Origin of the sequence: Pseudidiomarina sediminum DSM 21906 (genome assembly GCF_000423165.1) — a bacterium.
In the GTDB taxonomy this organism is placed as follows: domain Bacteria; phylum Pseudomonadota; class Gammaproteobacteria; order Enterobacterales; family Alteromonadaceae; genus Pseudidiomarina; species Pseudidiomarina sediminum.
On the sequence record NZ_AUHL01000007.1, the window covers coordinates 92,738 to 117,949 of the forward strand.

General features: G+C 50.5%; 21 protein-coding genes. 12 read left to right on the forward strand and 9 right to left on the reverse strand.

Features of this window, described 5'->3' with window-relative positions; genetic code table 11:
* Positions 1-16 precede the first annotated feature (16 nt).
* Positions 17-865, forward strand: coding sequence for a universal stress protein (locus tag G535_RS0103820; protein WP_026860852.1), 849 nt, complete (start codon positions 17-19; stop codon positions 863-865).
* 60 nt (positions 866-925) lie between these two features.
* Here the strand turns inward: G535_RS0103820 and G535_RS0103825 are convergent, their stop codons facing one another.
* The gene (locus tag G535_RS0103825) at positions 926-1,432 is read right to left on the reverse strand and encodes an Mpo1 family 2-hydroxy fatty acid dioxygenase (RefSeq protein WP_026860853.1); all 507 of its coding nucleotides are present in this window, start codon (positions 1,430-1,432) and stop codon (positions 926-928) included.
* 82 nt (positions 1,433-1,514) lie between these two features.
* Here G535_RS0103825 and G535_RS0103830 point away from each other — a divergent pair, with 82 nt between their 5' ends.
* Positions 1,515-2,579, forward strand: a complete 1,065-nt coding sequence (locus tag G535_RS0103830) for an AI-2E family transporter (protein ID WP_026860854.1) — start codon at positions 1,515-1,517, stop codon at positions 2,577-2,579.
* On the opposite strand, the gene cfa is transcribed toward G535_RS0103830, so the two are convergent.
* Positions 2,566-3,690, reverse strand: a complete 1,125-nt coding sequence (cfa, locus tag G535_RS0103835; RefSeq protein WP_026860855.1) for a cyclopropane fatty acyl phospholipid synthase — start codon at positions 3,688-3,690, stop codon at positions 2,566-2,568. The two genes, G535_RS0103830 and cfa, sit on opposite strands and share 14 nt — an antisense overlap.
* A 149-nt stretch (positions 3,691-3,839) precedes the next feature.
* Here cfa and G535_RS0103840 point away from each other — a divergent pair, with 149 nt between their 5' ends.
* Positions 3,840-4,205 (forward strand): hypothetical protein, encoded by a 366-nt coding sequence (locus G535_RS0103840; protein ID WP_026860856.1) that lies wholly within the window; start codon positions 3,840-3,842, stop codon positions 4,203-4,205.
* 14 nt (positions 4,206-4,219) lie between these two features.
* A complete protein-coding gene (locus tag G535_RS0103845; protein ID WP_026860857.1) occupies positions 4,220-5,263 on the forward strand; it encodes a cysteine synthase A in 1,044 nt (347 codons plus the stop codon).
* Here G535_RS0103845 and G535_RS0103850 read toward each other — a convergent pair.
* Both G535_RS0103850 and G535_RS0103855 read right to left on the reverse strand, forming a co-directional pair.
* Positions 5,256-5,714, reverse strand: a complete 459-nt coding sequence (locus G535_RS0103850) for a GNAT family N-acetyltransferase (RefSeq protein ID WP_026860858.1) — start codon at positions 5,712-5,714, stop codon at positions 5,256-5,258. The genes G535_RS0103845 and G535_RS0103850 overlap by 8 nt on opposite strands.
* Positions 5,714-7,180, reverse strand: coding sequence for a RimK family protein (locus tag G535_RS0103855; protein WP_026860859.1), 1,467 nt, complete (start codon positions 7,178-7,180; stop codon positions 5,714-5,716). Before G535_RS0103855 ends, G535_RS0103850 begins: the two co-directional genes overlap by 1 nt.
* A gap of 153 nt (positions 7,181-7,333) precedes the next feature.
* Between G535_RS0103855 and G535_RS0103860 the strand changes: the two genes are divergently transcribed.
* Together G535_RS0103860 and G535_RS0103865 are read left to right on the forward strand one after the other, a co-directional pair.
* The gene (locus G535_RS0103860; protein WP_034727560.1) at positions 7,334-7,840 is read left to right on the forward strand and encodes a TIGR03546 family protein; all 507 of its coding nucleotides are present in this window, start codon (positions 7,334-7,336) and stop codon (positions 7,838-7,840) included.
* A gap of 4 nt (positions 7,841-7,844) precedes the next feature.
* A complete protein-coding gene (locus G535_RS0103865) occupies positions 7,845-9,623 on the forward strand; it encodes a TIGR03545 family protein (protein ID WP_026860861.1) in 1,779 nt (592 codons plus the stop codon).
* 44 nt (positions 9,624-9,667) lie between these two features.
* On the opposite strand, the gene G535_RS0103870 is transcribed toward G535_RS0103865, so the two are convergent.
* From G535_RS0103870 to G535_RS0103880, 3 genes are read right to left on the reverse strand one after another with little or no spacing between them, the layout of a single operon-like run.
* Positions 9,668-10,846 (reverse strand): E22 family MetX-like putative esterase, encoded by a 1,179-nt coding sequence (locus G535_RS0103870; RefSeq protein WP_026860862.1) that lies wholly within the window; start codon positions 10,844-10,846, stop codon positions 9,668-9,670.
* Positions 10,847-10,858: 12 nt separating this feature from the next.
* The gene (locus tag G535_RS0103875; RefSeq protein ID WP_241970489.1) at positions 10,859-12,532 is read right to left on the reverse strand and encodes a long-chain fatty acid--CoA ligase; all 1,674 of its coding nucleotides are present in this window, start codon (positions 12,530-12,532) and stop codon (positions 10,859-10,861) included.
* A gap of 16 nt (positions 12,533-12,548) precedes the next feature.
* Positions 12,549-13,844, reverse strand: a complete 1,296-nt coding sequence (locus G535_RS0103880) for a GntP family permease (protein ID WP_026860864.1) — start codon at positions 13,842-13,844, stop codon at positions 12,549-12,551.
* Positions 13,845-14,032: 188 nt separating this feature from the next.
* On the opposite strand from G535_RS0103880, the gene G535_RS0103885 reads away from it, so the two are divergent.
* Both G535_RS0103885 and G535_RS0103890 read left to right on the forward strand, forming a co-directional pair.
* Entirely contained in the window at positions 14,033-16,264 is a 2,232-nt protein-coding gene (locus tag G535_RS0103885) for a TonB-dependent receptor (protein ID WP_026860865.1), read from the forward strand.
* A gap of 71 nt (positions 16,265-16,335) precedes the next feature.
* Positions 16,336-17,013, forward strand: a complete 678-nt coding sequence (locus G535_RS0103890; protein WP_241970490.1) for a response regulator — start codon at positions 16,336-16,338, stop codon at positions 17,011-17,013.
* Here the strand turns inward: G535_RS0103890 and G535_RS0103895 are convergent.
* Positions 17,010-20,387 carry a hybrid sensor histidine kinase/response regulator gene (locus G535_RS0103895; protein WP_026860867.1) on the reverse strand — a complete coding sequence of 1,126 codons (3,378 nt, stop codon included), beginning with the start codon at positions 20,385-20,387 and terminating at the stop codon, positions 17,010-17,012. The genes G535_RS0103890 and G535_RS0103895 overlap by 4 nt on opposite strands.
* A gap of 2 nt (positions 20,388-20,389) precedes the next feature.
* Positions 20,390-21,007: a trimeric intracellular cation channel family protein gene (locus tag G535_RS0103900; RefSeq protein ID WP_026860868.1), complete on the reverse strand. Its 618-nt coding sequence runs from the start codon at positions 21,005-21,007 to the stop codon at positions 20,390-20,392.
* Positions 21,008-21,223: 216 nt separating this feature from the next.
* Between G535_RS0103900 and yajC the strand changes: the two genes are divergently transcribed.
* The 4 genes from yajC to yaaA are packed head-to-tail and all read left to right on the forward strand — an operon-like array spanning position 21,224 to position 25,187.
* Positions 21,224-21,559, forward strand: coding sequence for a preprotein translocase subunit YajC (gene yajC / locus G535_RS0103905; protein WP_026860869.1), 336 nt, complete (start codon positions 21,224-21,226; stop codon positions 21,557-21,559).
* A 19-nt stretch (positions 21,560-21,578) separates the two neighbouring features.
* Positions 21,579-23,426, forward strand: a complete 1,848-nt coding sequence (gene secD, locus G535_RS0103910) for a protein translocase subunit SecD (protein WP_026860870.1) — start codon at positions 21,579-21,581, stop codon at positions 23,424-23,426.
* Between the two features lie 11 nt (positions 23,427-23,437).
* Positions 23,438-24,385 carry a protein translocase subunit SecF gene (gene secF / locus G535_RS0103915; protein WP_026860871.1) on the forward strand — a complete coding sequence of 316 codons (948 nt, stop codon included), beginning with the start codon at positions 23,438-23,440 and terminating at the stop codon, positions 24,383-24,385.
* 19 nt (positions 24,386-24,404) lie between these two features.
* Complete coding sequence (yaaA, locus tag G535_RS0103920) at positions 24,405-25,187, forward strand: peroxide stress protein YaaA (protein ID WP_420834815.1); 783 nt, start codon at positions 24,405-24,407, stop codon at positions 25,185-25,187.
* The last annotated feature ends 25 nt before the right edge of the window (positions 25,188-25,212 follow it).

A 25,212-nucleotide genomic window follows, 5' to 3' on the forward strand; every position in this document is an offset into this window, starting at 1 on the left:
GCGCGGGAGAAAAGCCATGACGAATGTAGTGAGCTGTATTGATGCGGCGGCCTTGAATGATGCCGTCTGTGATTATTCCGCATGGGCGGCACAACAACTTGAGGCGCCTGTTACGCTGTTGCACGTACTTGAGGAACAGCAGCGGGTACAACCTGATGTGACGGGCAACATTGGCCTTGGTACGCGTGAGCATCTGCTGGATGAATTGGCTGAGCTTGATGAAAAACGTGCCAAGCTCGCCTTGCAACATGGTCATCTGTTGCTTGAACAAGCGGCTAAAAAAGTCCAAGCGCAAGGGGTGACGGTGGTGACACAGCGGCAGCGCCACGGTACCTTGTCGAACGCTTTGCTGGATATGGAAGACGACATGCGGCTCTGTGTGTTGGGCTTGCATGGGGAAGACTCTGCGAATCAGTTGCATAAGGTTGGGAGTCAGCTTGAAACCGTGATCCGGACGGTACACCGTCCGTTGTTGCTGACGCCGAGTAGCTACACCGCTCCAAAACAAGCGATGTTTGCCTATGATGGCAGCGCAACAGCGAGTAAAGGCGTGGAAACACTTGCGCAAAGCCCATTGGTAAAGGGCATGGCGGTACATGTGGTAATGGTTGCTGATGCCAGCAGTAAGCACCAAGAACAGTTAGCTTGGGCGAAAGAGCAACTGGAAAACGGTGGTCATCACGTCAGCACTGCGTTATTACAAGGCGAGGTAGAACCGTCGTTGCATGCGTATCAGAAGCAGTACGACATTGACTTGATGGTGATGGGGGCGTTTGGGCACTCACGCATTCGTCAATTTCTGATTGGCAGTACCACGATGAAAATGTTGCAGGAAAGTACCTCGCCGGTGCTGGTGTTGCGCTAGTTTTTTACGAAACAAAAGCCCATTGACCACCTTCTTATATGAGCTAACAGGCTTCGGCTGTTAGCTCTTGTCTGACGTGAAGTTCGCTTCGATAGCATCGTGTAACTGACGCTTTGCACCCAGCATGAAAACCACTTCTGCGACGACAAAAAGTGGACCTATCGCGAGTCCCATGATGTCATCAACAAAAGCCGGTTTACGCCCTTCAAAATAATGTCCAACAAACTGAAAGACCCAACCCACCACAAATAAACCTATGCCCCAACTGAGCCATTGACTTGTTTCAAGCACGGCAAAATTCTGACTCGCGGCTAGGCCAAGCGCCAATAATAGAGTCATTAGCAGCCCAAGCGGGCGGTCTAAGCGCAGATAGAAAAGAGCCGCGAGCGCTGAAACGATGGTGGCCGGAGTGAGCATCCAGCTCCCCGATTCCCACAAGGTAGGGCGCGAGAGCAGAATTTGAATGGCCAATACAATCATGGGAATGCCAACAAGATGGGTTGCGACATTGCGCCGATCGCGATGGTAGGCCGCGTAACTGGTTAAATGTGTTGCAATATCTTTCATCCGCTTGCTCCCTTGTCATTGTCCTGTCAGTATTCATCTTTACGCTTTACTATAAATAGAAATTTGGCAGAAAGGAAAGTCCATGCGCGAGAAAATGGAGCGTCGCTCTTTTATATTGCTGCTTATAGCGGTCAGTATAGCTTTTGGTTTGATCTTAAAACCCTTTGGTGGGGCTATTTTTTGGGCGTGTGCAGTCACTGTTATTTTTGCGCCATTGCAACGTTGGTTGCTGCGTAAAATTGGCGACCGTCCGAATACGGCTGCGGGTCTAACCTTGCTGATCTTGATGGCAATCGTGGTGATTCCAGTGATTTTACTGACGTCGGCGTTTGTGTCGGAAGGCGTGCAGTTTTATCAGCGGGTGGAGGCCGGTGAAATTGACCCACGCGAGATCATGCAACGTCTACGCGATGCCTTTCCATGGCTTGACCAAGTGCTGGTCGAGTTGGGCATTGATACGCAAAACCTGCGTGAGCGCGTATCGCAGTGGCTGATGGGCGCCACCCAATTCTTGGCACGTGAAACCTTAAGCATTGGTCAGAATACCTTTAGTTTCTTGATTAGCTTAACGCTGATGATGTATCTGACGTTTTTCTTGCTGCGTGACGGTAATCAACTGATAAAATTAATTATCCGAGCGTTGCCGTTAGGCGACGAGCGTGAGCGTGCGCTCTTCCAAAAATTCGCGGAAGTGACGCGGGCCACGGTGAAGGGCAATTTAGTAGTGGCGATTGTGCAAGGTGCTTTAGGCGGCATTATTTTCGCTATTTTGGATATTCCAGGTCCATTACTGTGGGGCGTGGTCATGGCATTCTTATCCTTAATCCCGGCGGTGGGTGCTGCCATCATTTGGTTCCCGGTGTGTCTCTACTTATATGCCACGGGAGCTTGGGTCAGCGCCACGGTACTGTTGGCTTATGGTGCAGGCGTGATTGGTTTGGCTGATAACGTGTTACGACCTATTTTGGTTGGGCGCGATACGAAGCTACCAGATTATATCGTGTTGTTTTCAACCATTGGTGGTATCAGTTTGTTCGGCATCAATGGTTTTGTGATTGGTCCTTTGGTCGCGGCATTGTTTATGGCGACCTGGCAGATCTTCATGCGTGATTTTAGCGGTGAAGAGCAGCCAGCTAAGCCGGAGTAGTTAAATGGGGGCGTTGGTAGCCGCCTTGGCGCCCCGCTTTACTGAAAACATGTTGCCAGAGTTGTAAGCGTCGCGCGCGGAACGCGCCGGCACAAGACAGCAAGTAGTAGCGCCACATGCGATAAAAACGCGTATCGTAGTGATGCGCGAGTTGTGGCCAATGGTGTTCGAAATTCGTATGCCAAGCCATTAATGTTGGGTCGTAATCTGCACCAAAATTATGGATGTCTTCACAGCAGAAGTGGGCCCGCGAAGCATTATCAATATGGGCCAAGCAAGGCAGTTCGCCGTTGGGGAATATATAGCGGTGAATCCATGCATCGGTGCCACGGGTATCACGATTGCGACCTATGGTATGCAATAAAAACAAGCCATCTTCCTCTAAACAGTTGGCCACCACGCGCATGAAGTTGGCATAGTTCTTTTGCCCGACATGTTCAAACATCCCTAAGCTGACGACCGCATCGTAACGTTCATTCAACGTGCGATAGTCTTGTAAACGAAACTCGATGGGTAAGCCGGCGCAGGTTTGACGGCCCAGTTCGACTTGGGCTTGCGAAACGGTTACGCCAACACAACGTACGCCATAGTGGGTGGCTGCGTAGTGCATGAAGCTACCCCAGCCGCAACCGATATCAAGAACACGCATGCCTGGCTTGAGCTCGAGTTTACGACACACCAGCTCAAGCTTATCGCGTTGGGCGTCCGCTAGGTTATCGGCATGTTGCCAATAGCCGCAGGTGTACACCATGCGTTCATCTAACATTGCCCGGTAGAGATCGTTGCCTAGATCATAATGCTGCTGGCCGACGTGCCAAGCACGTTGTAAGCTTTGCAGGTTGAATAAGCGCGCCTTGAGATGATGCCAAAGCAGTGACAGCGGGGCGATGTTTTGATCGAGCTGAGCTTGCAGCAGTCGGTAGAAAAATGCGTCCAATTGCGCACAGTCCCAAGCACCGTCCATATAGCTTTCGCCCAAACCTAAGTTGCCACGCGCCAAGGTGGCATTGAATACGCGATGATTATGTACTTGCATATCCCAGGCGCGCTGCCCATTGACGTGAATGTCGGCTTGGGCGAGCAGTTGTTCGATATAAGCTTGATTGCGCATACGAGCCCTCCTTGATTGGCTTTAAGTGTAGCTAAACAGGAAAAAATTGCCGCCCAGCGCAGTCTGGTTCTAGCTTAGCTCGAAACGTTCTAGACTTTCGCTTGAGCAAATCGTATGGTTTTAGCAATCTATGAAATAAGGGGCAGATAATGCGTCTATGGTTAGCGGCTTTGGTCGCTTTGGGTAGTCTTGCGGGCTGCGCGACAGTGCCGGAAAGTATTCCCGCTGGGGAGCTTGAACGGGCCAGTCAGGTTGAGTTTATCCAGCCTTATGAACTCTCCCGGACGGATGTTAGTTTCACGCATCTTGGAACCGTCTATGGTGCGTCGTGTCAGAGTCCTTTAGCAAGTGAAAAAGCCTCGCAACAAGTGGCAATGATCCGATTAAAATTGGCAACGTTAGAGCAACAAGGCAACCGTGTTGTATTCAAGCGTTGTGAACAAAATGGCGAGGGTAGCTGCAGCTCAGGTTGGCGCTGCGAAGGCGAAGCTTATCAGATGAATCCGTTACGCTAAGTAAGGAGTAGTACATGCGTTTAGCTCAACGTCCGATCGACCTTATCGGTCAAACTGACATGATTCGGGTACGTTCATTATCAGAACTTACGGGTTGTGATATTTGGCTGAAACTCGAGTCCCAAAACCCCGGCGGGTCAATTAAAGATCGGGCGGCGTACCAGATGATTAAAGACGCCATGGACAGTGGCGAGTTGGAGCCTGGCATGACCGTTGTTGAAGGTACCGCCGGCAACACTGGTATCGGTCTTGCCATTGTTGCACGTGCCTTGGGGTTAAACATGCTGGCGGTGATGCCTAATGATCAAACGCCTGAAAAAGAGCGGATGATCCGCTTGCACGGTGCCGAGCTAAAAACCGTCGATCCTGTGCCATTTCGCAATGACAATCACTTTTATCACACTGCACGGAAGCTTGCCGAAGCACGTGATGATCATTGGTGGGCAAACCAGTTTGAGAACACCAGCAATGCCCGCGCGCACTACTTAGGGACAGGGCCTGAGATCTGGCAGCAAACCAATGGTGAGGTCGATATTTTGGTGTCGGTGGCGGGCACCGGCGGTACGATTGCCGGTAACTCGATGTATTTGAAAGAGCGCAATCCAGATTTACAGGTTTGGCTGGCCGACCCTGATGGTTCGGGCATTTATAGCTATTTGAAGCAAGGTGAGTATATTGCTCAAGGCAGCTCGTTTACGGAAGGTATTGGCATCATGCGCTTAGTGGAGAACTTCAAGCAGGCGCGGATTGATGCTGCGGTGAACTTGCCCGATCAAGACTTAGTTGCTCTATCGCGTTTTGTGCGTGACAACGATGCTATTGTGTTAGGCAGTAGCTCGACCTTGAATCTCGCGGCAGCGTTGCAAGCCGCCACCTTGCATGGTCCGGGGAAAACCATTGTCACCTTTGCTTGTGATCTTGGTGAACGTTCGGCGAGCAAACTCTACAATCGCGACTACTTGCAACAACGTGGCTTGTCGTTAGAGCTTGAGGCCATTCCTGAATTGATCGCACGCTACCGCGACAGTGGTGAGCGTGTCTGGTACGCGGCTAAGTAAAGCTTAGCCGCATACGGTAGCCATCATCATGGCCAGGGTAGTAATCGGGGAGAAGGTCAACCACTTCAAAGCCGTAATCGCGATACAAGGCGATGGCGGCCGCATTGTCACATTTTACTTCTAAGGATAAGGCTTGAGCGCCACCTGACGTTGCTTGTTGCAGGGCATGCTCAAGCAGTATGCGTCCAATCCCTTGGCCACGTGCCGCGCAGGCAACCGCAAGCGAATAAAGCCGCCAGATGCGGCTGTTTTTCCGGGTTAAGATCAGGCTATACCCTAGCAGTTGTCCCGTGTCCTCAGCAGTAACCACGTACAGCTGCGCGCTAGGTCGTTGCATGAGACGCTGAAAGCTCTGCCGACCAATTTGACTGTAGTTGAAAGTCGCCGCCTCAAGTGCCACTAAGGCGTCAAGGTCGGCGCGTGTGGCCGGACGAGGAAGGCATTGCGTCATTACTTTTCGTCCAAGCGACGGGCAAAGTCACGCATGATGATGTGATAGAGTTCGTCGCCGAGCAATTGGTCTTCAACACCGGCTTCGATGGACGGGTTGTCATTGATTTCAATAATGACAGGGCCACGGTCGATAACTTTCATATCAACGCCATAGAGGCCATCGCCAATTAAACGGGTTGCTTGTAAGGCGACTTTCATCACTTCTTTCGGAACCTGTTGTGCACCTACGGTTTCAAAGCCGCCTGATTTACTGCGGCTGCTGGCACTGGCATGGTTATAGATCTGCCAATGGCCGCGCGCCATATAATATTTACAGGCATAGATAGGCCGATTGTTAAGAATGCCAATCCGCCAATCGTACTCGGTGCGCACATACTCTTGCGCGAGCAAAATGGTCGAGGTCTCAAACAACTGTGCAGCGATGGTTTTTAAGGCCTCGATATTCTCGGCTTTCTCGACGCCAATTGAGAACGAACCGTCCGGAATTTTCAACACCACTGGGTAGCCTAAACGCTCGCCAATGGCTTCGTAGTCAATCGCTTGCTGACTTAACAGAAGTTCCGTTTTAGGTGTTGGAATACGATGCTTATCGAGCAACTCCTTCAAGAACACTTTATTAGCGCATTGAACAATCGATTGCGGCGCGTCAATCACCACCATGCCGTTGGCTTCCGCTTTCTTCGCGAAATGATAGGTATGGTGATTGATACGCGTGGTTTCGCGAATAAAGAGCGCATCGAATTCCAACAAGCGATTGTAATCATCAGCAGTGATAAGCTCAGCATCAATATCTTCCGCTTTCGCGGCCTTGATAAACTTCTGCAAGGCTTTTTTATCACTGGTCGGGATCGCTTCGCTTGGGTCGTGCAAGATCGCTAAGTCATAGCGGTAGTCTTTGCGCGCGCGCGCTTTGCGCCATACACGTTTACTAAAGCTATCGAGAGCGTTACCAAAAAAGGTTTGCTGGGCATCATCAAGCTCAGATAAATAGCCAGGCTGTAGTTGATGGATGAACCAGCGTCCTTGGCAGGCAAACTCAACCCATAAGATCGGGCAAGGGTAGCGATCGAAAATCTGGCGCGCCACGTTATTCAGTTGCGCGTTTTGGGCTTGGCCGAAACAAATCAATGTACGCAGCGATTGACCATCACTGTGCTGCTCAAGGTACTTGCTCAACTGTTTGTCGGTGTTGGCAGGCAACACCAATTGGTAGTGTGAGAAGTTGGCTAAGTCATTAATTGTCGCGACGGCAGGTAACACCCGCTGACCGCGCGCTTCAGCAAGCAAGCTGACATAATAGCCAGTCGACAAATAGCTTAAATCGCCACACAAGTTAAGTACTTGTGTGCGCGGTTGCGCGTTTTGTTGCTGCAAATAGTCACTCGCTGCCATAATCGACTGACTTGGGTAATAGGGGTGCCAATCGGCACGATCATCAAGGATGATTAAAGCTGCGTTTTGCATAAAAACTCCGCACGGAAACTGCGCGCATATTTAAGGTTAAATGAACGAAAACACAAGAGAAATTTACAGTATTACCTAACAAAAAAGGGTAGCAGATAAAAACCAATACGCTATCCTTACTTTTGGATTCAATCATCGCAAGGAGAATACCCGATGCTGACGCTGCTGGCGCGCTTTTTACGTGCCCTAAACTCAGAGTCAGGGGCATGGGCACTGGCCATCGCTTTTGTACTTGGAATGATTATGGGGTTCACCCCGTTATGGCGTGTCCATAACCTTGTCATTCTGCTTATCGCCTTACTTTTCCGAGTAAACCTTTCCGGTTTTATTCTCAGTTTCGTCATTTGTTCAGGAATCGCGTACTTACTTGATCCGCTGTTTCACCAGGTGGGCTTTGCGATTCTCTCAGCTGAGAGCTGGCAGCCGGTTTGGCAGTCCATGTATAGTTCCGCGTTCTGGCGCGTGGTGCAGTTCCATCACACCATTACGCTGGGGAGTTTAGTGATTAGCCTAGCATTCGCACCTATTCTAGCTTTGGTGAGTTTCTGGGTGGTGAGTCAATATCGCCAACGGATCCAAACCTGGTTTAATAAGCTCAAAATTGTGCAAGCGCTAAAAGCCAATCGCTTTTGGGCGATTTACTCAGATTTAAGAGGTTAAGGACATGAAACAGCATACCGTTCGTCGTAGCGCTTTTCGCTGGCCGGGACTCGCTGCGTTTCTGGCCATTGTGGTATTAATCACCGCCTTCTCGTGGTTGCTCTTAGATAGTATTTTAAAGTGGTCGTTGGAACGTACTATTGGCACCTTAAATGGTGCTGAGGTGAATATTGGCCGGGTTGAACACCAATGGGTGCCGTTGACGATTCGCGTTACCGATATTCAGGTTACCGACCCCTCGCAGCCAGATTATAACCGCGTATTGATTGGCGATGTCTCAGGGGCGTTGAGTTGGGAGCAGTTGCTTTTAGGTCGTGTGCATTTTGAAGAAGTGGTTAGCACCGGCATTCGTGTCCATAGCGAGCGTCAATCACCTGGTGAAGTGTATCAATTACCTGAAAAATCTGAAGTCGGTGATTGGTTCTCTGACAAGGCGGCAGACTTGAACCTGAGCTTGCCGTCGGTCGATGATGCCATTGCTCGCGTGGACCTGCATACACCAGCGGCCATTGAGTCCGCAAAAGCTGCTTATGAAACGCAGCAGCAGCGTGTCACCGCAGTCCTCGAGCAATTGCCAAGCAAAGAAACTCTTGCGAGCTACGAAGAAGAGTTAAAAGCGCTCTCTGAAGGAGAGGTGAAAACCCCTGCGCAGTTGCAAGAACGCAAAGAGCATTTTGCGAAATTAAAAGAGCGTTTTGCGGCGGATAAGAAAGCCTTAGAAGAGTTTAAAGAGGTGACCAGCAGTGCGGTCGCAGAGCTTAAAGCTGAGTTTGAGAAGGTCAAGGCAGCGCCACAACATGACCTCGACCGTGTTGGCGAGCTGATGCAGCTGAATAGTGAAGGCTTGACCGAAATTACCGCCGTGTTGTTCGGTGAGCAGGCCCGTCGTTGGGCCGATTATATGTTGCTCGCGTACGAGCAGCTGGCGCCGATGCTGCAAAAATCAGCGGATGAAACAGCGATCAAACCGCCGCGTGGTGAAGGTATCTGGTTCTCGTTTACCGATGCCGATGCGCCACCTGACTTTTTGATCAAAAAAGCGCGCACTGAGTTTGCCGTCGGACCGACAGTGTTGGATGTGAACTGGCAAAATATCACTCATCAACATGAACAACTAGGCCAACCGACGGTGTTCAGTGCTCGAGGTGAGAACAATGCGCTCTGGTCACTGCTGCAGCTGAACGGTGAGTTGGCATTGACCGCTGAAGGCTTTGATGGCCGCCAGCAATGGCGGGTACAAGGCGTGAATCTCGCGCAAACAGCGTTAAGTGAGCGTAGTGAGTTGGCGGCAACCTTGCTTTCTGCCTTGCTCGACAGTGAAGGTAATATCGCATTGCGCGATGGCCAGTTTGACGGTAATGCCATCCTGCGTTTAGCCGATATGGCGATTGAAGCGCATGCCGACAACGAATGGGCGCAAGTGATTGCCACCGCGCTCGCGAGCTTGAATCGTTTGGACATTAACGCGGATATTAAAGGCGCATTAATGAACCCTGATTTTTCGTTACGTTCTGATCTTGATCGGCAGTTAGGGCAAGCCCTGAAAACTGCGGCGTTAGATGCCGCAGGGCCAAAGCTTGATGCGTTCAAACAGAAATTAAACGCGCAATCCGGTGGCTTCTTAGCAGAGCATCAAGACCAACTGGGTCAATGGTCACAGCTACTTAGTGACGCCGAAGGCCGTGAACAGCGTTTGCAGGAGTTACTGGAAACACAGTTTAAAGGTCAGCTCGAAGATAAAGTCAAAGATAAGTTGAAAGGCTTACTTGGCGGCAACGAATAAAAAAGGGGGCTTAGCCCCCTTTTTTGTGCAGGTTGAAGTGTAGTTTACTCACTTTCAAGAAAAGCCTTCAGCGTATCGGCTTTACTCGGAATGCTGAACAAACCATCTAAGTGTCCCCAAAGGCCCTCGATTTCTTCGTACTGCGGTGCCTTACCTTGTTCAGTAAGAATGTCTGCTGCTTGTTTGGCTAAATAAGGTTGCAGCAATAAGTCATTGCTGGCTGGCAAAAATAAGGTTTTTGCTTTGACGTTAGCTAGACCGCTGGCGAGGTCGCCTTGGTGACCGGCCACAAACAACTGATTCGCCCGTACCAGATAAAGAATGTGGTTACCGTCCGCAAGCGGTGCGCGTGCCAACGAGTTGGCAAACAAGTAATCTAACACGGGTGTGCTGTTTAACACGCTTTCCAACGCCGCCTCTGGTAGGACTTCTGGCTTAGGTGCACGCATGTTCATGATGACCGGATGCATGGCTTGCTGAGTGATCATCGCCAAGGTACTTGCTACCCCAGTTAACGGTGCTTCACCGTCGTAGTAATCCCCACCATTGAAGTTCGGGTCGTGTTTGATCGGACGCGCCCAATGCTCAAGAGCCATGATGGTCCAAGCGTCCATGGCGCCAGCGCCAATCACTGATACCATACGTTCGACCGCATCGGGATACGCGACCGACCATTCAAGAGCTTGCAGCGAGCCCATCGAGGCACCCACCACGGCATGTAATTGCTCAATACCTAAGCTTTCAAGTAAGCGTTTTTGTACATTGACGAAATCACGAATAGTGACCACTGGAAAATCAAGGCCATAAGGTTTACCCGTTTCAGGGTTAATTGAGGCCGGGCCGGTGGTGATCACATTAGGGTCATTGGCAAAAGCGTTGACCAAGGTGTCCGAGCTAATGACAAAGTACTTGTTGGTATCGATGGCTTTGCCTGGACCGATGATGCTGTCCCAATAACCTGGTAACGCGTCGTCTGCACTGTACTTACCTGCAGCATGACTGTTACCTGAGAAAAAGTGGGTGATCAGGATCACATTATCTTTGGCCGCATTGAGCTCACCGTAGCTTTCCCAACCTATGGTCACTTCAGGGATGGTTTCACCACCGACAGTAGTGTAGTTCTCAAAACTAAACGACTGCTTTTCAACCAATAAAGGTTCGCTAGCATAGGCGTTGCCAACAACGCTGACCAGCAGCACTAAAACAAGAATAAGACGTTGCATACTGAGCTCCGATTAAGCGTTTTTCGACGCTTCAATTAAGTAATTAAGGTACTGCTTACGTAATTCGTTTTTAACCAGTTTACCTGTGCCGGTATGGGGCAGCTTATCGACGATTAAAATGGCATCCGGGGTCCACCACTTGGCGATTTTACCTTGCAAGAAACTGTAAATATCGGCCTCAGTGAGTGTCGCTCCGGTATTAGGTACCACTAGTAACAGCGGACGCTCATCCCATTTCGGGTGCTTCACGCCAATCACGCAACTCTCGTTGACATCAGGATGTTGACTACAAATGTTTTCGATATCCAGTGAGCTAATCCATTCGCCCCCACTTTTGATCACATCTTTTTTGCGATCGACGACTTTCATGTAACCTTGCGGGTCGATGACCGAAATATCGCCGGTCGCCAGCCAACCGTCGACGAAGACGTCAGGATCGTGGCGTTGATAGTAATGACTGGCAATCCAAGGACCGCGAACACGCAGTTCACCGCTGGTTTGGCCGTCATGGGGGAGGGCGTTGCCGTCGGCATCGACAATTTGCATCTCAACGCCGAAGCTGGCCCGTCCGGCTGTGGTCTGGATGCGGTAGCGTTGTTCTTTGGGTAACGCCATGAGACTTGGCTCTGGTGGCGCCGAGCAGGCAAGTGGACCGGTTTCGGTCATGCCCCAGATCGGCTGCCAGTAGACGTCATAGCGCTCATCAAAGGTCTTCACTAGGCCCAGTGGCGATGCTGCGCCACCCACACAGACACGCTCGAGGCTTGGTACTGCAAGGTCTTGCTCACTAAGGTGGTTATGCAACGTCAGCCAAATGGTCGGCACACCAAGCCCGACGGTCACGCGCTCTTGATTGATGAGTTCGTACATGGCGGGGCCGGACATCCCATCACCCGGCAACACCAGCTTACTGCCGGCCAGAGGCGCTGCATAGGGAGCTCCCCAAGCACCAGCGTGGTACATGGCGACCATTGGCATTACGGTGGTGTTGGCGCGTAGATCCAACAGTTCGGCGCTAGCCGTCGCTTGTGCATGCAGTACCATGGCCCGATGAGAATTCAGCACTCCCTTTGGATGGCCTGTGGTGCCGGAGGTATAGCAAAGTAGTGCCGCACTATCTTCGGGAAAGATGGGCCAATCATATGTTGTAGGTTCGCTCGCTAATAAGGGCTCATAGGCGTAGACCGGCACTTTGCAATCCTGCTCAGCCATCGCTGCAGTAGTGTCGGCAAGTACAATAACGCCCTTAAGATCTGGGAGCTGATTGATCACAGCGCCGGCGAGTTCAGCGAAGCTGGCATCGACAAATAACCACGTCGCTTTCGCATCTGCCATGATCCATTCAATTTGCTCGGCAAACAGACGTGGATTGACGGTATGGAGCACAGCTCCTAGGCCACTCACCGCGTAGTAAAGCTCAAAATGGCGATAGGTATTCCAAGCGAGGGTTGCGACCCGCTCGCCAGGTTCAACACCTAGGTGTTGCAGCGCATGGGCGAGTTGGCAGGTACGCGCATAGCTATCGGCGTAGGTGTAGCGATGAATATCGCCCTCAATCCGGCGACTGACGATCTCTTGCTGTGGGTGACGACGCACGGCATGACGCAGCAAATCGATGATCATCAGTTGGCTTGCTTGCATCGCACCGGCGACCGGTGCTGTTGGGTGTTGTGTTGTTTCAAACATCGTTTACAACCTTCGCTTAAAACAGGTTAAAAAGAGAAATCGCAACCGCTAGGCCAATAAATGGCACCACGACTGTGACCGCTGCGACAGGCCAGTAGGCCGCCTGATGCGTTTCGTTACAAATTGCGCGAATAGTGGTTACCACGTAACCGTTGTGCGGCAAGGAGTCGAGCGCGCCAGATGAAATGGCGACGATACGATGGAGTTGATCGGCGTTGACGCCTTGCTCCATATAATGAGGACCAATTTCCGGAAGTGCGATGGCTTGCCCCCCCGAAGCGGACCCCGTAAGACCAGCAATGACACTAACGGCAACAGCTGCCCCCAACAACTCGTTGCCTGGCAGGTTGGTCATCAGGGTGACCGCTTCAGAAAAAGCCGGAGTAATTTTAGCGATACTGCCAAACCCTACCACCGCGGAGGTGTTACCAATGGCAATCAGGGCTCCGGTGGAGGCTTCACTGATGGCTTTTGAGACGTTTTGGAAGTGCTTGAAGTTGATAATGGCAATCGCCAAGACACCGCCGCTTAAGGCGATAATCAGAGCGTTTTGCTTTAAGTCCTCATGGAACAAGAAGCTTAATGTAAGTACCACGATAAGTGGCACCAACCCGCTCAATGGTGACGGTAGCTCGCGTTCGACTAGCTCAGGATCGCCTTCACGACCCACGAAGCTCTCACCACGATTGACCGCTTTTTTGATCATCTTGGTCAGCCACCAATAACCGATGATAAACATGATGATGGCCACCACGAGAGAAACTTCCCATGCGGCATAAGGTGAAGTGCCAAGGTATTGCACCGGGATCCAGTTTTGAATTTCGGGCGAACCCGCTGACGTCATCGTAAAGGTGACCGAGCCAAAGGCGAGTGCCGCAGGGATAAAACGGCGCGGTAAGTTGGCGTCTTTAAACAGTGAAAGCGCCATTGGATAGACGGAGAAGGCAACAACGAAAACGCTGACACCACCATAAGTTAAAATCGCACAGGCCAAAACAACCGCCAGAACGGCTTGCTTTTTACCAAGTTTGGAAATGATCCAGCGCGCCACGCTATCGGCAGCGCCGGTGTCTTCCATGAATTTACCGAACAAAGAGCCAAGTAAAAACATGAAGAACCAAGCGGCAACGAAGCTGGCAAAACCACCCATGTAGGCGCTTACGAAATTCACGTCACCTTGAAACAGGGGGACGCCCGAGCATAACGCGACGAGCACCGCACAAAGCGGCGCGCTGATAAATAAGTTCATGCCACGCAGCGTCAGTACAATTAACAGTACCAAGCCACCGACCAGTCCAATCATGCTTAACATGCATTACCTCTTGTTCTTTTTTTAATGGCAACATGATGCGCGAGACGGTTTTGAATTTACATAGTACTAACGTACAGAATACAAACCTAACACTTTGGGCTAGGGTATCGGAGTCTTATAAAACTACGTGCTCTTAAGGCACGACAAAATAACAGTACAACAATAACAGTTACCGGGAGAATGACATCATGCGTCAACCCAAGTTTCGCCATTCACTTTTAGCTCTTGCTGTTGCGTCAGTGGTAAGCATGCCAGCTTACGCACAACAAGATGAGCCAACAGAAGAGAATGAAGTTAAAGGTCTGGAGCGGATTGAAGTTACCGCACGCCGCAAAACCGAAAGCCTGCAAGAAGTGCCTGTCTCAGTATCATCATTCGGTGCAGGTGATTTGGAAGAGCTCGGTGTAGAAGATATTACCGAGCTGCAGCAACGTATCCCAAACACCACGTTGCAAGTCAGCCGGGGCACCAACTCAACCTTGACTGCATACATCCGTGGTGTCGGTCAGCAAGACCCATTATGGGGCTTTGAACCAGGTGTGGGTGTTTACATTGATGATGTCTACATCGCCCGTCCGCAAGGTGCTGTCTTAGAGGTGATGGATTTAGAGCGCATTGAAGTACTGCGTGGTCCACAAGGTACCTTGTACGGTAAGAACACCATCGGTGGTGCACTGAAGTATGTGACCAAAGAATTAAGTGGCTATGACGAATTCTCCATTCAAGGCACCGTGGGTAGCTACAATCAACGTGACTTGAAACTCTCAGGACAAACGGCGCTAACGGATAACTTCTTTGTCGGCGGTGCTATCGCGACCTTGCAGCGTGATGGCTTCGGTGAGTACGTCAATACCGGTGATGACAACTATAATAAAGATTTGCTCACCTACCGTGCTTCAGCAAAATGGCTGCTCAATGAAGACATGGATCTGAAGTTCTCGTATGACAAGACGAAAGATGAATCAAACTCGAAAGGTGGACACCGTCTACTGACCAGTTTGGTGACGGGGCAAGACCCGTATGACGATGTCTACGATTCAAACACTGCAATGCCAGTGGACAACTTGGTCGAAACCGAAGGTTGGTCAATGGTATTCAACTGGGATATCAACGCGAACTGGGGCTTTAAGTCTGTTACGGCCTCGCGTGAAGGTAACACCGATACCAACATCGACTTTAACTCTACTGGCGAACCTATTTTCATGGTGCCAGCGATTTATGAAGACGAACAGTTCACCCAAGAATTCCAAGTAAGTTATACCAATAACAGTAACTTTGACTTTGTCGGTGGGGTTTACTTCTATGATGGCGAAGCCTGTGGTGTGTTCGGTACTGTGTTGCCTCTTTACTTGGAAGCACTCGGTGGCGTGACCGTTGATAACGGTGGCTGTGTCCAAACCGATAGCTTAGCGATCTACGGTCAAGCCAACTATGATTTGAACGATGACTGGGCGTTAACCCTTGGTGGCCGCTACACCCGTGACGAAAAAGAAGCGGAAGTTTACCGTTATACTTATCTTGGTGTGCACTATATCAACCGTGACCCAGCGGATAGCTACGGTGACCCGTTTGCGGTGAATTCAGAGTTCAACACCAAAGCGGACTGGAGCCGTTTCTCACCACATGTGGCGTTAAACTATCGTGTCAATGATGATGTGATGCTGTACGGTAGTTACAGTAATGGCTTTAAGTCGGGTGGCGTTGACATGCGTGCGGATCAGTCGTTGAACCCAACCATCAATGAGCCTTACGATCCTGAAATTGTCGACACGTTTGAATTAGGCTTTAAGTCTGAACTTGCCGAAGGTCGCATGCGCTTAAATGGTGCTGTGTTCTACTCGGACTATCAAGACATGCAGGTGACCGTGCAGCGTGTCGTTGAAGCGGGGATTTCGTCGCAAGTCTTGAACGCTGGTCAATCGACGGTGAAAGGTATTGAGCTTGAGTCGGTCTATGCTGCTACCGATACCTTAAACTTCACAGCGGTTGTGGGTTACATCGACGCTGAGTTTGATTCGATCACTTACAGTGAGCCAGCAACAGGTGAAATCACTGATGTGACCGACGCGTGGAGCTTCCAAAACACGCCGAAAACGACTTATAGCTTAGGCTTTAACAAGACCTTTGAAATGGAAAGTGGCCAGATTGTTTGGTCAGGTAACTATGCGTTCCGTGACGACACGCAGATGTTTGAAATTCCATCGCGTCTCGATCAAAGTGACTATGGTCTGTTCAACACCAGCGTGGTTTGGTACTCGAACAGCGGTCAATGGAACGTTGGCTTACACGGCAAAAACTTAGGTAATGAAGAGTATCGCGTTGGCGGCTACAACTTCGGACCGACGTTTGGTGATGATGCGGTTGTTGCCTACTACGGCGACCCACGTACTGTCTCCCTGACAGTGGGGTACAAGTTCTAAACCCCATAAAACGATGTGGCTGCCTTGAATTTTCAGGGCAGCCACTGACTTTTTCTTTTGGACGCGCTAGCATGGCTGACAGTATTCAACAACCGACCTCGACTATGGCGCGCGCAATTATTGCTGATGATCATCCTTTGTTTCGTGCTGCATTAAAGCAGGCGTTGAGCGAAACCTTATCAACGGATATTGCCGAAGCAGCAAGTTTCGAACAATTACTTGAGGTGCTGCAGGCACAACCTCAGTTAGAACTCATCTTACTCGACCTCTCGATGCCCGGGAATAAAGGCTTAGCAGCCATTACTTCACTGCGCAGTCGGTTTCCGGATGTGCTGGTGGTCGTGGTCTCAGCTAATGAACAAATTCCGGTTATTCGACAAGCGATGGCCTTTGGTGCCAGTGCTTATATTCCCAAGTCGATGCCATTGGCTGAGTTGCAACAGGCGATTCACACGGTCCTAGCAGGCGATACTTGGCTTCCTGATCATTTACGTGATGTGATTGAAGCTGAATCTGCGGCACCAGAAGAAGACTTCGCTGAGCGTCTTGAGTTGCTGACGCCACAACAGTATCGGGTCTTGGAATGTTTGGCAGACGGTTTGTTGAACAAACAAATTGCCTATGAACTCAATGTACAAGAAACCACGATCAAGCAGCATGTCTCTGCGATTTTGCGCAAGCTTGAAGTCACCAACCGTACGCAAGCTGGGATTCTCTTCAAACAAATGCTTAATGTTCCTGAGATTTAATTCAGATAGCGTTTCAACAAGCGACGCAGCGCTGCTGGCTTGAGCGGTTTCGGCGTAAACCCAGCGCGCGCGGCGATCGCTTGTTCGCGCACTACTTCGTCAGGATCTGCCGAAATCACTATGGCTGGAAGCTCGGCATAGTTTAGTTGCTGACGCAGCCAATACAGCACTTCGACGCCGGTATCGTCGTCATCCAAATGGTAGTCCACGATAATAAGATCGGGACGCTTTGTCGCTGCGCCAAGAGGGAAATCATGGCGCTGAGAGGCTTTCACGATGGTGGCGCCCCAGCCGCTGAGGAGTTGGCTGACGGCCGTTAACATACCTTGGTCGTTGTCCAGTAACCACAACGTGCGACCAGTTAGGAACTGGTCTGTCAGAGGTTGCGAAATCTGGGCCGGTTCAGTGGTACGGACGCGCCAACGCGTAACCGGTAAGGTCATGGCAAAACAGGTGCCACGCCCGACGGTCGATTCGACCCGCAGCGGTAACTGTAATAATTTACTGAGACGATCGACAATGGCGAGCCCTAATCCAATCCCCGGATTATCTCCCTGCGGAGCGACTTGATGAAATTCGCGGAAAATGGCCTGTAGTTGGTCCGGCGGAATACCTTGCCCCGTATCAATGACGTGTAATTCGAGTTGCTGTTGGCGGCGGCGACTGCCCACCAAAATTCGCCCATGACTGGTGTAGCGTACCGCGTTCGAGAGCAGGTTCTGTAGCATACGGCTAAGTAGCTTACGGTCGGTATAAACTTCTGCTGAACAAGGTACATAGTCAATCCGCAGACCTTTGTCCGCTGCGATAACCCGCTGCGTTTCAATAATAGGCAATACCACTTCATGCAAACTCACATGCTGCAGATTAACCGGTAAATTCCCAGCTTCGAGGCGCGTCATATCAAGCAACATCGTAAGCAGTTCTTCCGCATTTTGCAGTGACTGTTGAATTTGTCGTGCTAACACACCTTGCTCGCCGTGCAAGCGCTGGCGCAGCATGTCACAAAAGAGGGTGGCGGCGTTGAAGGGTTGCATTAGGTCGTGACTGACGGCTGCAAAAAAGCGTGACTTACTTCGATGGGCGCGTTCTTCCGCTTGTTTCGCTTCAAGCAATTGCTGGGTACGTTCGGCGACCCGAGACTCAAGTTCCCGGTTAATTTCTTCCAATTGCTGCTGCGCTTGGACAAGATCGGTGATATCTGTATAAGTGGTCACAAACCCACCGCCTGGCATTGGCGCGCCCTGTAGCTCAATGTATTGGTCACCTTGCTGGCGCTGATACCGATAGGCACTTCCCGAGCGCAAAAAATTCAAACGTTTACTAATCTCGCTGTCGAGATCATGGGGCTGTCCAGAGCCAAGCATGCCACGCTTGGCGTTATAGCGCAGCAGTTCGGCGACAGGCCGACCTGCGGCGAGAAAGCCTTGTGGGTAATGGAAGATTTCCTCATAACGTTGATTCCATGCGACCAGGCGTAAGTCTTGATCCACCACACTGATCCCCTGTGGAATATTCTCAACCGAAGCTTGCAGGAGTTCGCGGTTAAACTTGTAAAGTTGCGAGGCTTCCGTTGCCCAAGTCACCACTTGCGCGATAGGCACGCCAGGCTGTTGGGTGACGGCATCAAGCAGAATACGGCTGGCAGCACTACCAATCACGGCAGCTAGCTCACGCTCGACACGCGCTAATACTGGGGTGGGTACCCAGTCATCATTGGGCGCACTGGTTAGTTCTAAATGCGAGCGTTGCTGCAGGCGTTCTAGTTCTACTGAGTCAAAAAAGCGGGCTAAAACTTGGCGCAATCGTCCCCAAGTGATGGGTTGGTGCTGATAGAGCTCCTGATGATAGCGGTCTGGGTCTGTCCAGCTGGCGGCTAGCTCCTTCGAGCGTTGGCTCGGGCGCAGCCAGGAGGCGACAATGTATAGGATGAGATTGCAGCCGAGGCTTAGGACGACACCCTGTGCCAGCGCAAAGTCATCGAGCTCACGCGTGACGGTAAGCGAAGGTAAAAACAAATACCAGCCCCACAGCAGTGTACCCGCGCCTAGACCGAGCACAGCGCCGGTGAAGTTGGCGCGGCGCCAAATCAGCCCGCCTAACAGGGCTGGCGCGAGTTGGGCTAATAGGGCTAAGGACAAGAGTCCAGCGTTCACGAGCGGCAAATTAGCTTCAGTGAGTTTTAAAAAGCCAAAGGCCAGCAAAATGATGGTGGCAATCGTCGTACGCCGAATCATCAAGATGCGATTGGGGGTGAAGGTAAGCTTGCGTAATTTGCGTTGGGTAAGCTTCAACCACAATGGCATGATGACGTCATTCGACATCATGATGCTGAGCGCTAGCGTAGCGATCATCACCATGCTGGTAGCCGAAGCAAGCCCCCCGATAAAGGCCACCGCAGTGATCGCCGGCACGTCTGCGAGCAACAACAGTTGCAACATAAAGGTGTCTTGCTGCGCGGCGTCTGGCACCAGCAGCAAGCCGGCTAAGGCAATCGGCAAAATGAATAAGTTAATGACAAACAGGTACAGAGGAAAAGCCCAGCGCGCGGTGCGAAGTTCCTCGGGGTCGGTATTTTCAATGTAGCTGACATGAAATTGCCGCGGCAGACAGAACATTGAAATGGCACCCAACAACACGTGGGTGGCGTAAATAAAGATACCGTTGGGCTTATCAACAAAAACCTCGGCAACCTGAGGGTTGGCCGCCGCTTCTTGTACTAAAGCGCCCACGCCGTCGAACATACTGTAGCTCACAAACATGCCGACCAAGACAAAAGCACCAAGCTTGACGACGGATTCAAAGGCTACGGCATCCATCAATCCTGCATGCTGCTCGGCTAAACTTAAACGACGGGTGCCAAACAACACAGCAAAACCGATCATGGCTAAGGCAACGAGCGCCGCGACATCGCCGAACCAAGGCAGCGGACTCTCAGTGATGCCGCTCGCCACCGCAAAGCTCCCTGTGACCGCGCGTAACTGCAGGGCGATATAGGGCACAATGCCGACCAATGCGAGCAGAGCAACGACAATCGAAAGTGACGAGGACTTACCGTAGCGATGGCTAATGACATCGGCGATGGAAGTGAGGTTTTGCTGCTTACAGACCTGCAAAAGGCGCAATTGAATGCGATGTGCGAACAGAAACACCACAATAGCCCCAACATAAGTAGGGGCCATAGCCCAACCATAGTGAGCGGATTGCGTGATAGTTCCGTAAAAGGCCCAAGTGGTGCAGTGGATCCCTTGCGCGAGAGCGTAGCGATAGGGTTTGATTTGATTCGGTGCTTTGCGCTCACCGCGGTACGCGATGCTATAAAGCAGGGCAATATAGAGAATCGCGAGAACGACAGTGAGCGTGGTGGAGAGCATGACTAGCGCGACTCACCATGTTCTTGAAAGACCGCCAAGTACCATTTCCATTTGATGGCGCCCAAGCGCAGCAACAAGGTAATGATGCCGCCGCTCAGCAGGGCGAGCAATTCGTTGTGCGGAGCAATGAGAACAAAGACGCTGCCGCCAGCTAGACAAGTGGTTGCGTAGAGTTCACCTTTAAGTAGCATAGGGACATCGCGCGCTAGCACGTCACGAATCATGCCACCAAAACACGCCGTGATGGTGCCCATCACGACACAAATGAGCGGTGGAAAACCTGCCAAAAGCGCTTTCTGAGCCCCCATAACGGCAAAAAATGCCAGTCCGAAGGCATCGGCAATAAGCAACGTTTTTTGGTGGATAAAATCGCGAAAGCGCAGCCATAAGATGGTCAGTACGGCAGCAATAAGAATGGTATAGAGGTACGAAGGGTCATAGACCCAAAACACTGGCAAGCCGAGAATTAAGTCGCGCACGGTTCCACCACCAATGGCTGTTACCGAGGCGAGCACAATCACGCCGAAGCCGTCCATATTTTTACGGAAGGCGAGTAAAGTCCCGGAAATCGCGAACACCGCAACGCCGAGATGATCAAACCAGTAAAAAAACAGATCCATAGTTATTAGCTACTGATAAAGCGTGTAAAAACCTAGTTTGGCACGGATTGTTACGAAAGCCTAGCCACCAGTTATGTAACTTGACTCCCCATTGGCGGTGAAATTCGTTAGAATGCGGAACAATTTTACAAAAAATTGCGGTGGAGGGTTGTTTGCGTGTTGAATGTCCCCCATTTCAAAATGATTCAGAACTAACTCGATACTTATGAGGAAATTATGGACTTTCTAATTGGTACTGCATACGCACAAGACGGCGCGGCCCAGCAAGGCGGCGGTATGGAACTGATTTTCATGCTGGTTATGTTCGGTTTGATCTTCTACTTCATGATCTACCGTCCACAAGCCAAACGTGTGAAGCAACATAAAGAGTTAATCGCTAGCGTGAGCAAAGGTGATGAAGTTCTTATGAATGGCGGCATGGTTGGCCGTATTACTAAAATCAGCGAAGACAAAGACTTCATGGTGATTGATCTTGCTGAAGGGGTTGAAGTGACCGTGCAGAAATCAGCGGTAACAGCGGTTCTGCCAAAAGGAACCATGAAATCTCTGTAAGTAGAGATAAGGATATAACGTGTTAAACAAGTTTCCGCTCTGGAAAAACCTGATGGTCATCGTCATTTTGGCGGTGGCTGCGGTTTATGCTTTACCGAATTTATATGGTGAAGATTACGCAGTTCAGGTTTCAGCAACCCGCACCACTGTGGTCGATACACAGGTTATGGGGCAAGTTGAAGAAACCTTGAAAGAAATTGATGTCACGCCAAAAGCCATGGCGTTGGAAGATGGTCAATTACTGGTACGTTTGAGCTCAGACAGTGAGCAGCTACGTGCTCGTGAAGCTATTTTGCAAGCGCTTGGCAATGATTACATTGTGGCATTAAACCTTGCTCCAGCGACGCCTGATTGGCTTGAAGCCATGGGCGCTACGCCGATGAAGCTGGGTCTCGATTTGCGTGGTGGTGTTCACTTCCTGATGGAAGTTGATATGAACGAAGCGATGCGCAAAATTGTAGGCCAAATGCGTGACACGGTGCGCCTGGATTTGCGTGAAGAGCGGATTCGTTATTCTAGCGTTGAACGTGACGGCAATGATGTCGTGGTGCGCGTTCGTAAAGCTGAAGACTTTGCTGATGCGGTGCGGGTACTGGATCGTGCGTACGAAGGTTTCGTATTGATTGAAGACGAAGCTGCGCAGAAGATTACGTTGCGCATGACCGAAGCGAAAATCGCCGAAACCAAAGATTACGCGATCTCGCAGAACGTGACCATTTTACGTAACCGAGTCAATGAACTTGGTGTTGCTGAGCCAGTGGTACAACGCCAAGGTGCGGACCGTATTGTCGTACAGCTACCGGGTGTTCAAGACACGGCGCGTGCGAAAGAAATCTTAGGTGCAACCGCAACGCTTGAGTTCCGTTTGGTTGATGATGAAAACAGCGTACGTGAAGCAGAGCAGGGTCGGGTGCCGTTCGGTTCGGAAATGTATCCAAACCGTAACGGTGGCAACGTCCTGTTAAAAGAAGAAGTGATTCTGACCGGTGATCATATTGTCAATGCGAGCTCAGGTTTTGATGAAAACCAACGCCCGCAGGTGAATATTTCACTGGACGGCACCGGCGGTGAGAAAATGTCACTGGCGACCCGTGATAACGTCGGCAAGCCAATGGCGACGTTGTTTATCGAGTTTAAAGCGACCGGTGAGCGCGATGCCAACGATAACATCGTTTTTGAACGCCACGAAGAAGTGATCAACGTTGCCACCATTCAGGCGCGTTTAGGTAGCAGCTTCCGTATTACCGGTCTTGATTCTCCGCAAGAAGCGCAAAACCTAGCCTTGCTCTTACGTGCTGGTGCCTTGATTGCGCCAATTCAAATTGTTGAAGAACGTACGGTTGGTCCTAGCCTCGGTCAAGAAAACATTGAAATGGGGATGCAGGCGATCATCTGGGGCTTTGTGCTTGTACTTGGCTTTATGGTGATGTACTACAAGAAGTTCGGCATGGTGGCAAACCTTGCGTTGGCTTCAAACCTAGTGTTGATTGTTGGTGTCATGTCATTAATCCCAGGCGCAACGCTGACGTTACCAGGTATGGCAGGTATCGTTTTGACGGTCGGTATGGCGGTTGATGCGAACGTGCTTATCTTTGAGCGGATCCGTGAGGAAATCAAGGCTAACCGTAGTCCGCAACAAGCGATCCATCATGGTTACGACAGTGCGTTGTCGACCATCGCGGATGCCAACATTACAACCTTAATCGCTGCAATTATCTTGTTCGCGGTCGGTACCGGACCTATCAAAGGTTTCGCGGTGACCTTAGCGATTGGTATTGTGACCTCAATGTTTACCTCTATTGTTGGTACCCGTGCGGTAATCAACGCGGTTTGGGGTGGTAAACGCATTGATAAGCTGTCGGTTTAGGAGGCCACATCATGCATGAGTTAATTAAAACGAATAAAACCATACCTTTCATGCGCTTCCGTTGGGGCGCATGGTTGGTCAGTGGCTTCCTGCTGATTGCATCGATTGCATCACTTGCCGTCAACCAACTGAACTGGGGCCTCGACTTCACAGGCGGTACGGTCATTGAAGTGGGTTACGAGCGTGACGCGAATCTGAGTGAGATCCGCTCAACCCTCGATAGCAACGGCTTCCCGGGTGCGGTGGTACAGAACTTCGGTACGCAAAAAGACGTATTGATTCGGATTGAACCGCAAGAAGACGTTAACGCACAGGAAGTTGGTGAGTCGATTTTGCAGCTGTTGAAAAACACGGCTGATGGTGAAGTCACCATGCGTCGTATTGAGTTTGTTGGCCCGCAAGTAGGTGAGCAGCTCACAGAGCAAGGTGGTTTGGCGATGCTAACCGCATTGATCTGTATCTTGATTTATATCGCAATACGATTCGAATGGCGTTTAGCTATCGGTGCAGTGGGTGGTTTGGCGCATGACGTTATTCTTACTCTAGGTTTGTTCTCGGTGTTGGGTTTGGAGTTCGACTTAACTGTATTGGCTGCGTTATTGGCGGTGATTGGTTACTCCATTAACGATACCGTAGTGGTCTGTGACCGAATTCGTGAGAACTTCCGTAAATACCGTAAGGGCGATGCTGAGGAAATCATTAATGGTGCTTTGACAGACACCATGAGTCGTACGGTGATCACCTCATTAACGACCATTTTAGTGTTGCTTGCGCTGTTCTTCTTAGGTGGCGCCTTAATCCATGGTTTTGCTACGGCACTATTATTTGGTGTGATTGTCGGTACTTACTCGTCAATCTATATTGCCAGCTCGCTTGCGTTAGCTTTAGGTGTGAGTCGTGAAGACTTGATGCCACCTGAAGTTGAGAAAGAAGGCGAAGACCTCGAGATGATGCCGTAACAAGCACAAAGGAGAACGGATGATGTTAGTCGTATTATCACCTGCAAAAAACTTGGATTACGATAGTCCTTTACCAACCGAAGCTTATTCGCAGCCACGCTTGCTGGAATACGCGCAGGAGCTGGTGGATCGGTGCCAATCGTTATCGCCACAAGATCTGAGTTCGTTGATGAAAATCAGCGACAAACTGGCGGGGTTAAATGCAGCGCGATTCGCCGAATGGCATCAACCGTTTTCTCCTGATAATGCGCGTCCAGCAGTGTTCGCTTTTGATGGCGATGTTTATGCAGGCTTGCAAGCTGAAAAAATGTCTGACGAAACAATTACATTTGCTCAGGAACATTTACGCATTTTATCGGGTCTATATGGCGTATTAAGACCGTTAGATCTGATGCAAGCCTATCGCTTGGAAATGGGAACTAAGCTGGATACCGCGCGTGGTAAGAATTTGTACGAGTTCTGGGGCAATGTCATTACCGACATGCTCAATGAAGATCTCAAAGCGATTGGTAGTGATGTGTTGGTGAACTTGGCGTCGAATGAGTATTTCTCGAGTGTTGAGCCGAAGAATTTGAAAGCGACCATCATTACGCCAGTGTTTAAAGACGAGAAAAATGGTCAGTACAAAGTGATCAGTTTCTGGGCAAAGAAAGCACGCGGTGCCATGGCGCGCTATATCATGAACGAGAAAGTAACTGACGTTGCTGGCCTGAAGCAATTTAATGCCAACGGCTATCGTTTTAGCGCCGAGCAATCGAGTGCGCATGAGCTTGTGTTCTTACGTGCTGAGCGCGATCAATAACGGAAATGGTTTAGGGTAATTCATT

Excerpts from the sequence above, each read along its gene's own strand:
- G535_RS0103900 (WP_026860868.1), bottom strand. The coding sequence starts at position 21,007 with ATGGATCTGTTTTTTTACTGGTTTGATCATCTCGGCGTTGCGGTGTTC.
- G535_RS0103840 (WP_026860856.1), top strand. The coding sequence starts at position 3,840 with ATGCGTCTATGGTTAGCGGCTTTGGTCGCTTTGGGTAGTCTTGCGGGC.
- G535_RS0103890 (WP_241970490.1), top strand. The coding sequence starts at position 16,336 with ATGGCTGACAGTATTCAACAACCGACCTCGACTATGGCGCGCGCAATT.
- G535_RS0103830 (WP_026860854.1), top strand. The coding sequence starts at position 1,515 with ATGCGCGAGAAAATGGAGCGTCGCTCTTTTATATTGCTGCTTATAGCG.
- G535_RS0103875 (WP_241970489.1), bottom strand. The coding sequence starts at position 12,532 with ATGTTTGAAACAACACAACACCCAACAGCACCGGTCGCCGGTGCGATG.
- G535_RS0103850 (WP_026860858.1), bottom strand. The coding sequence starts at position 5,714 with ATGACGCAATGCCTTCCTCGTCCGGCCACACGCGCCGACCTTGACGCC.
- G535_RS0103855 (WP_026860859.1), bottom strand. The coding sequence starts at position 7,180 with ATGCAAAACGCAGCTTTAATCATCCTTGATGATCGTGCCGATTGGCAC.
- G535_RS0103895 (WP_026860867.1), bottom strand. The coding sequence starts at position 20,387 with ATGCTCTCCACCACGCTCACTGTCGTTCTCGCGATTCTCTATATTGCC.
- G535_RS0103820 (WP_026860852.1), top strand. The coding sequence starts at position 17 with ATGACGAATGTAGTGAGCTGTATTGATGCGGCGGCCTTGAATGATGCC.
- G535_RS0103880 (WP_026860864.1), bottom strand. The coding sequence starts at position 13,844 with ATGTTAAGCATGATTGGACTGGTCGGTGGCTTGGTACTGTTAATTGTA.
- G535_RS0103860 (WP_034727560.1), top strand. The coding sequence starts at position 7,334 with ATGCTGACGCTGCTGGCGCGCTTTTTACGTGCCCTAAACTCAGAGTCA.
- G535_RS0103885 (WP_026860865.1), top strand. The coding sequence starts at position 14,033 with ATGCGTCAACCCAAGTTTCGCCATTCACTTTTAGCTCTTGCTGTTGCG.
- G535_RS0103825 (WP_026860853.1), bottom strand. The coding sequence starts at position 1,432 with ATGAAAGATATTGCAACACATTTAACCAGTTACGCGGCCTACCATCGC.
- yajC (WP_026860869.1), top strand. The coding sequence starts at position 21,224 with ATGGACTTTCTAATTGGTACTGCATACGCACAAGACGGCGCGGCCCAG.
- G535_RS0103845 (WP_026860857.1), top strand. The coding sequence starts at position 4,220 with ATGCGTTTAGCTCAACGTCCGATCGACCTTATCGGTCAAACTGACATG.
- G535_RS0103870 (WP_026860862.1), bottom strand. The coding sequence starts at position 10,846 with ATGCAACGTCTTATTCTTGTTTTAGTGCTGCTGGTCAGCGTTGTTGGC.
- yaaA (WP_420834815.1), top strand. The coding sequence starts at position 24,405 with ATGATGTTAGTCGTATTATCACCTGCAAAAAACTTGGATTACGATAGT.
- G535_RS0103865 (WP_026860861.1), top strand. The coding sequence starts at position 7,845 with ATGAAACAGCATACCGTTCGTCGTAGCGCTTTTCGCTGGCCGGGACTC.
- secF (WP_026860871.1), top strand. The coding sequence starts at position 23,438 with ATGCATGAGTTAATTAAAACGAATAAAACCATACCTTTCATGCGCTTC.
- cfa (WP_026860855.1), bottom strand. The coding sequence starts at position 3,690 with ATGCGCAATCAAGCTTATATCGAACAACTGCTCGCCCAAGCCGACATT.